Origin of the sequence: Curvibacter lanceolatus ATCC 14669 (genome assembly GCF_000381265.1) — a bacterium.
GTDB classification, from domain to species: domain Bacteria; phylum Pseudomonadota; class Gammaproteobacteria; order Burkholderiales; family Burkholderiaceae_C; genus Curvibacter; species Curvibacter lanceolatus.
In genome coordinates, this window is sequence record NZ_KB906305.1 from 1 (window position 1) to 5,001 (window position 5,001).

Below are 5,001 nucleotides of genomic sequence, written 5' to 3' on the forward strand. Positions count from 1 at the left end.
GGGTTGGTAGGTGGGGCCCATCATGCTCAGGCCTCCGCGCGAAGCGCATAAAAGGTTTGAACAAACCGGTCCCGCCAGGTGGACCAGGGGCAATCGCGCCAACCCTCGAGCAGGTTGTCTGCGGCAGGCCGCACCTCGGCGCCCGGGGTGTCCAAGATCGCCCACGGTTCGTGCTGGTCCGCATTCCAAAGCGTCAGATCCCGCCGCTCGGTCGCCAGCGCCACCAAGTCGAAATGCCGGATCGTTGCCCGATGCGCGGCAAAGGTGGATTGCAGCCCGTAGCAGCGGCGCACCTGCACCGCGTGGACATGCTCAAACCCATCCCAGGCCCCCTGCAGACTCCACTTCACGGGGCTGGCCACATCCCCCGTGAAAGCCTCATGGGCGTCGTGCATCAGGCAAGCCAGCTGCACGCTTGGGCTCAGGCCCTCACGGGCCGCCAGGGCGCAGCAAAGCAGGCTGTGCTCGGCCACGCTGTAGGGGCGCACTGCATGGCCGGTGAAGCGATTGATCTGTGCCAGGGCATGCGCAATGGTTTGAATCTCAAACCGGTTCACGGCCATGCCCACACCGGCCAGGTGGTGCTCGGCCCCTCGGGCCGTGATCATCCAGGTATCGGCTGCCATGGCTCAATCCTTCGGCACAGCCGATTCACCGGCCAGGGCGGCATAGGCCGCGCCATCCACGAAGTCGTCCGGGTTGAATTGCCCATTGCGGGCGGATGCTGCAGACCGGGCCAGCTTCAGCACCTGCATGAAGACCCAGCCCTGGCGCTCGGTCAGCGATGTGCCCTCCAGGGCATTGAAGGCCGCCACGGTGGTAGCCATGCTGCGCTCCTGCTGGGCACCCTCCGCGCTGGTGTCACGCTGCACACCACGGTCCAGGATCGTGGCTGCAGCGGTGCGCAAAAAGCTGTCAGCCGAGGTCAGCGGCATCGACTTTTGCAGCAAAACTGCCTGCGAAACAGGCAAAGCGGCTTTCAAAGGGCGAGCGAGTCTCTTCTGTATTGAAACAGACATGGGAAAACCTCCGAAGGGTTCAAGCAGCGATCAGGGCTGCAGGGGGTTGGGAAAGGGATGCAGAAGAGGGCGGTGCCTTGCGGCGTGGCGCCAGGGCCAGCCGCTTGGCGGTGGCATGCAGCTCGGCCGTGCGAAAGTCGCCCCGGCCGGTGTAGAAGACCCGGGGCCGCGACAGCACCACGTCCACGGGTTGGCCGGCCACCACCAAGGCGCTATGGCGGTGCCACCAGGCAGCCGCCTCGCGGCCAGACCAGCGCACCAGCCAGCTCTCCACCTGCCGGGATTCAGAACCCAGGCGATCCAACAGCCGCAGCGTGAGCTGAAACGTGCCGTCCGCAGCAGGGGCAATCACAGGCCGCTGCTTGGCAACAAACATGGTCGAAGTGACGAGGGTGGGCATGGCGGGCCTCTCGCGGTCAGTGGGGCAAAGGGGGCGACAAAGGCCCTGATGCAACAGGAGATGCAGCCTCGGTCCGCTCAAGCTCGGCCACCTCAATGGGTGCCGCTCTGCGTTCGTCGGCCACGGCCTCCATTGCCTCCAGCTCGCTGGGGCCCCACAGATGGGCCGTGCCCAGCACCAGGGCCATCACCAGCACGCACAGGGCATTGATCAACGTGGTGCGGCTCATGGCGTCACCTCCACCAAGTTGCCGAAGTCGTCGATCACGGCGGACGTCACGCATTGCCAAAGCCGGCCGTGCTCATCCCACATCGACAGCTTCAAGAAATGGCACAGGGCCGCCAGCGGCCAGCCAGCAGTGTGTTGCTCTCGCATCCGGTACCAGTAGCCCTGGGCGGTGTGGCCGAAGTCAGATCCAGCGTTGTATGTGGCCCACCTGAAGGGCGAACCAGGGCGCAAGACGATGGGCTCCGCCAACGGCTCGCAAGAGAGCAGTGCGGCGGCACTCATTCGCCACCCCCGACCCGATCCACGCACAGCACCGCCAGGCCCGTGGTGTGGTGGGCGGCTGCCTGGGCGCGGTCAGCGCTGGCGGCCTTGAGCTGGATGGTCGGCAACTTGCCATCGGCGGCGTGACCATGAACCTCGGAATGGTCCAGGTCCTTGGGGATCAGGGTTGCGCGGTAGCTGCTCAGGAGAGTGATGTGCATTGCATGCTCCAACAGATTTGTTGAAGCAAATTAAACATGACGTTTATTTCAAAGTCAACACACCATGTTTATTTTGTGGGTCATTGCACTATCGGAGTGTGCTTTGGGCTTGTCTCAGTGCTGACATCGAGGCGAGCGGTGGGCAGCACCAGGTTGGCGTGGCTGTGATCTTGTTGCAAGAACATGCTTCTTGATCGTCATGTGTGTTGCGTGATGTCCGTGTCTTTGTTGCGGCATGCGATACGCGGGTGCGGTTCCAATGTATTGCAGCAAGATTGCTAGCTGATACGATCGCTGTGCGATTGGTTATAGATTTTGGGACGCGAGGAGGACAATCATGGGCTGGATGTTTTTCGCCGTTTTTTCTACTGCAATAGTGGCAGGCCTTACTTTTGCGTTGTATGGTCGCGTCAGCTTTCAACAGACGCGAAATGATGTATATCGACGAGAGTCTGGGGGCTATTTGCAGCCTTGGAAGACAGTTGGTGAAGCCTCGGCGATTCACTGGCCCTACGCTTGGGCGGCAGTGGCGTCTTACCAAGACTCTGATGACCCCAAACGCGAATCACTTGAAATTAGCGCAACATCCCCGGAGCCACACGCATTTCTCAGTCAGCGCGGTTGGGTGCAGTGGACTGAGATCCCGTCATTAAGGCCTCGACTAGATGAGCAGTATTCAGACACTGCTAAAAAAATGAGAGATGTGCACTTGCGTGCCGAAGTCTGGTCTAATGAAGCAGCGCAACAGGTCGTGGTTGCTTTTGGTGGGACTGCAGGCAAAAACCTTGATGACTGGAAGGCAAACTTCAGATGGATAATGATCCATTTTGAACATCGTGACGCGTACACAGTGCTTACTGAGAATTTTATACCGGTTTTTGTAGAGGCATACAAGGAGCGGTGTACTCTACCGGGTTGGGCATGGCTCAGTGATGCCACTGTGATTGCTGCGGGGCATTCCCTAGGGGGTGGTCTTGCTCAGCGGTTTGCATACTCCCTTGAGGAATCGAATGAAATTCCTATCGTGAGGGAGGTCTATGCCTTTGATTCTTCACCAGTATCAGGAAAGCGAAGTTCGCCGAACTTTCCGAAGCAGGCGGCCGGACTTACGATATACAGGGTCTACAAGAGGGGAGAGGTGCTTGCCAGTCTCAGGGCATTAATTCGATTGGCAAATCCGGGTGACAAGCGTAATCAAGGGCAGAAGTGGATTGAGATTCGATACGCTGACAATTGGTCATTGCGAACGGCGTTACCTCTAGGTTCCGTGCGTGCGCACAGAATGTATGATCTAGCCAAGTTCATGGCGCGAAATCTTCCTAAAGATAGTTTGTAGAAATAAAAAGCACTGCAAAATATGGTATTTGATTGGGGTAATTAATGCCTCGGGATGACTTTGGTATTGAGTTGATTTGACTTGCTACTCAGAATTATTTTAATTAATTAAAATAATCGTCATGCAAGGTGTGAGGAGATATGGCTGGATTTAAATAACCTCCCTTTTGACTGTTTAGTGTTGGTTTTATAATCATGTCAACTGAATTGCGGGCTCTATTATTCGAGTGAATTTGTAAAAACTATCAAATAATGCCAGGTAGCTATCGATTGCTACCGAAAAATCAGGCATGAGGAACAGCGCCTGGGTCAGTCCCTGATCGCGTCGCCGGAAATCTTCAAGCTTGTAGACCCGGGCGCTCCTGGGCTTACTGGGCGGTCCCGTACGACTCAGGCGCTGGAGGCTGTTTTGATTGTTCCCGAGCTGAGAGGAACATGAGGATATTGCTTTCGATCAGCTCAAGCTGATCCAGCGTTAGTTGGCCAAACTGCTCTCGGCTGACTCGCCGGAAGGGCCATGACCTGTCTGGTAGTGCCGACAGATTGGATGGTGGATTGGCCGACTGTTCAGGTGCCCATGGCTGTGTCGACATTTGCACGATGCCATCCAGAAGCCAGTTGGCGTTGCAGCCCAAGATGCGCTGAGCATCCAGCGCTCCAGTCTCAGAAATCCCGCGCTTCTCCCAGTTTTTCACCACCTGAGGAACCACCCCTATCAGCCGCGCAACAGCCGACTGGCCTGTCACATCGCGCAACTCCTTCGCTGCGATGTAGAGCCGTTGCACGCTTTCATGAATCTCTGCCATGTCTTGAATTATTTCGGTTTTAAACATGATGTTGTTAAACGCGGTGGTTGACTTTTTTATAAACACCATGTTTAAAATGTGGCATGGACAGCTCCTCAATCGATCGTGACCGTACCTTGATCGCGGGCCTCGGCGGCCCGACCAAAGTGGCCGAGATGCTTGCGTTTCCTCGACTTGGAGGGCCGCAGCGGGTGCAGAACTGGTTGCAGCGTGGGATACCGCCAGGGGTCAAGCTGAAGTGGCCTGATATCTTCCTTGCGCCACCTGCGCGGGGCCAGGGCGATGCGTGACGTCGAAGTTCGGCGTCATCGCGCTTGGGATGCGTGGGCTGCAATGTTGTTGCTCACCAGTACTTGGAACTGGTGCAGCAGGCGCGTGACTCGACTTTGGGCCGCCAGGGCTTCAGGGCTGTGTGGCCCACCTTGGAGACCGTCCAGAGCCTGTGGCACAACTCTCAAGATCGTGCTCATCAGTTGGTCAAAGCCGGCTCCGTCTTCACGAAACCGATCCGCATACAGCAGCGTCAACAAAAGCCGTTGCGCCCTCAGTTGCGCCCGCATCTCGGTCTGCTCTTCCAGCATGGGTCCGGCCACCTTGACCAGCGCGTCACGCATGGCGGCTTCCATGTCGCCTGGGTTCATGTCCATCGGTGTGCCTTTCTGGCTTTGGGTTGGGTCTGTGTTCATGCCCTCCAGTTTCTGGTCCAGCCGCGCTGGCCGTATTTCAAATTT

General features: G+C 57.6%; 9 protein-coding genes. 1 reads left to right on the forward strand and 8 read right to left on the reverse strand.

Features of this window, described 5'->3' with window-relative positions:
* Positions 1-26: 26 nt before the first annotated feature.
* From F624_RS0131635 to F624_RS0131660, 6 genes are all read right to left on the reverse strand, one after another.
* Entirely contained in the window at positions 27-626 is a 600-nt protein-coding gene (locus F624_RS0131635; RefSeq protein ID WP_019578368.1) for a hypothetical protein, read from the reverse strand.
* 3 nt (positions 627-629) lie between these two features.
* Entirely contained in the window at positions 630-935 is a 306-nt protein-coding gene (locus F624_RS0131640; RefSeq protein ID WP_043427178.1) for a DUF6378 domain-containing protein, read from the reverse strand.
* A gap of 103 nt (positions 936-1,038) precedes the next feature.
* Positions 1,039-1,419: a hypothetical protein gene (locus F624_RS0131645; RefSeq protein WP_019578370.1), complete on the reverse strand. Its 381-nt coding sequence runs from the start codon at positions 1,417-1,419 to the stop codon at positions 1,039-1,041.
* A 16-nt stretch (positions 1,420-1,435) separates the two neighbouring features.
* Positions 1,436-1,648 carry a hypothetical protein gene (locus F624_RS0131650; RefSeq protein WP_019578371.1) on the reverse strand — a complete coding sequence of 71 codons (213 nt, stop codon included), beginning with the start codon at positions 1,646-1,648 and terminating at the stop codon, positions 1,436-1,438.
* The gene (locus F624_RS0131655) at positions 1,645-1,929 is read right to left on the reverse strand and encodes a hypothetical protein (protein ID WP_019578372.1); all 285 of its coding nucleotides are present in this window, start codon (positions 1,927-1,929) and stop codon (positions 1,645-1,647) included. The genes F624_RS0131650 and F624_RS0131655 overlap by 4 nt, the downstream gene beginning before the upstream one ends.
* Positions 1,926-2,129, reverse strand: a complete 204-nt coding sequence (locus F624_RS0131660; protein ID WP_019578373.1) for a hypothetical protein — start codon at positions 2,127-2,129, stop codon at positions 1,926-1,928. The genes F624_RS0131655 and F624_RS0131660 overlap by 4 nt, the downstream gene beginning before the upstream one ends.
* Before the next feature lie 337 nt (positions 2,130-2,466).
* Here F624_RS0131660 and F624_RS34565 point away from each other — a divergent pair, with 337 nt between their 5' ends.
* Positions 2,467-3,465: a lipase family protein gene (locus tag F624_RS34565; RefSeq protein ID WP_084679901.1), complete on the forward strand. Its 999-nt coding sequence runs from the start codon at positions 2,467-2,469 to the stop codon at positions 3,463-3,465.
* A gap of 367 nt (positions 3,466-3,832) precedes the next feature.
* Here the strand turns inward: F624_RS34565 and F624_RS33815 are convergent, their stop codons facing one another.
* On the reverse strand, positions 3,833-4,297 hold the full coding sequence (locus tag F624_RS33815) for a hypothetical protein (RefSeq protein WP_157443747.1): 465 nt from the start codon (positions 4,295-4,297) through the stop codon (positions 3,833-3,835).
* Positions 4,298-4,575: 278 nt separating this feature from the next.
* On the reverse strand, positions 4,576-5,001 hold a 426-nt coding region (locus tag F624_RS0131675), incomplete at its 5' end, for a hypothetical protein (RefSeq protein WP_211224195.1).

Excerpts from the sequence above, each read along its gene's own strand:
- F624_RS0131635 (WP_019578368.1), bottom strand. The coding sequence starts at position 626 with ATGGCAGCCGATACCTGGATGATCACGGCCCGAGGGGCCGAGCACCAC.
- F624_RS0131640 (WP_043427178.1), bottom strand. The coding sequence starts at position 935 with ATGCCGCTGACCTCGGCTGACAGCTTTTTGCGCACCGCTGCAGCCACG.
- F624_RS0131645 (WP_019578370.1), bottom strand. The coding sequence starts at position 1,419 with ATGCCCACCCTCGTCACTTCGACCATGTTTGTTGCCAAGCAGCGGCCT.
- F624_RS0131650 (WP_019578371.1), bottom strand. The coding sequence starts at position 1,648 with ATGAGCCGCACCACGTTGATCAATGCCCTGTGCGTGCTGGTGATGGCC.
- F624_RS0131655 (WP_019578372.1), bottom strand. The coding sequence starts at position 1,929 with ATGAGTGCCGCCGCACTGCTCTCTTGCGAGCCGTTGGCGGAGCCCATC.
- F624_RS0131660 (WP_019578373.1), bottom strand. The coding sequence starts at position 2,129 with ATGCACATCACTCTCCTGAGCAGCTACCGCGCAACCCTGATCCCCAAG.
- F624_RS34565 (WP_084679901.1), top strand. The coding sequence starts at position 2,467 with ATGGGCTGGATGTTTTTCGCCGTTTTTTCTACTGCAATAGTGGCAGGC.
- F624_RS33815 (WP_157443747.1), bottom strand. The coding sequence starts at position 4,297 with ATGTTTAAAACCGAAATAATTCAAGACATGGCAGAGATTCATGAAAGC.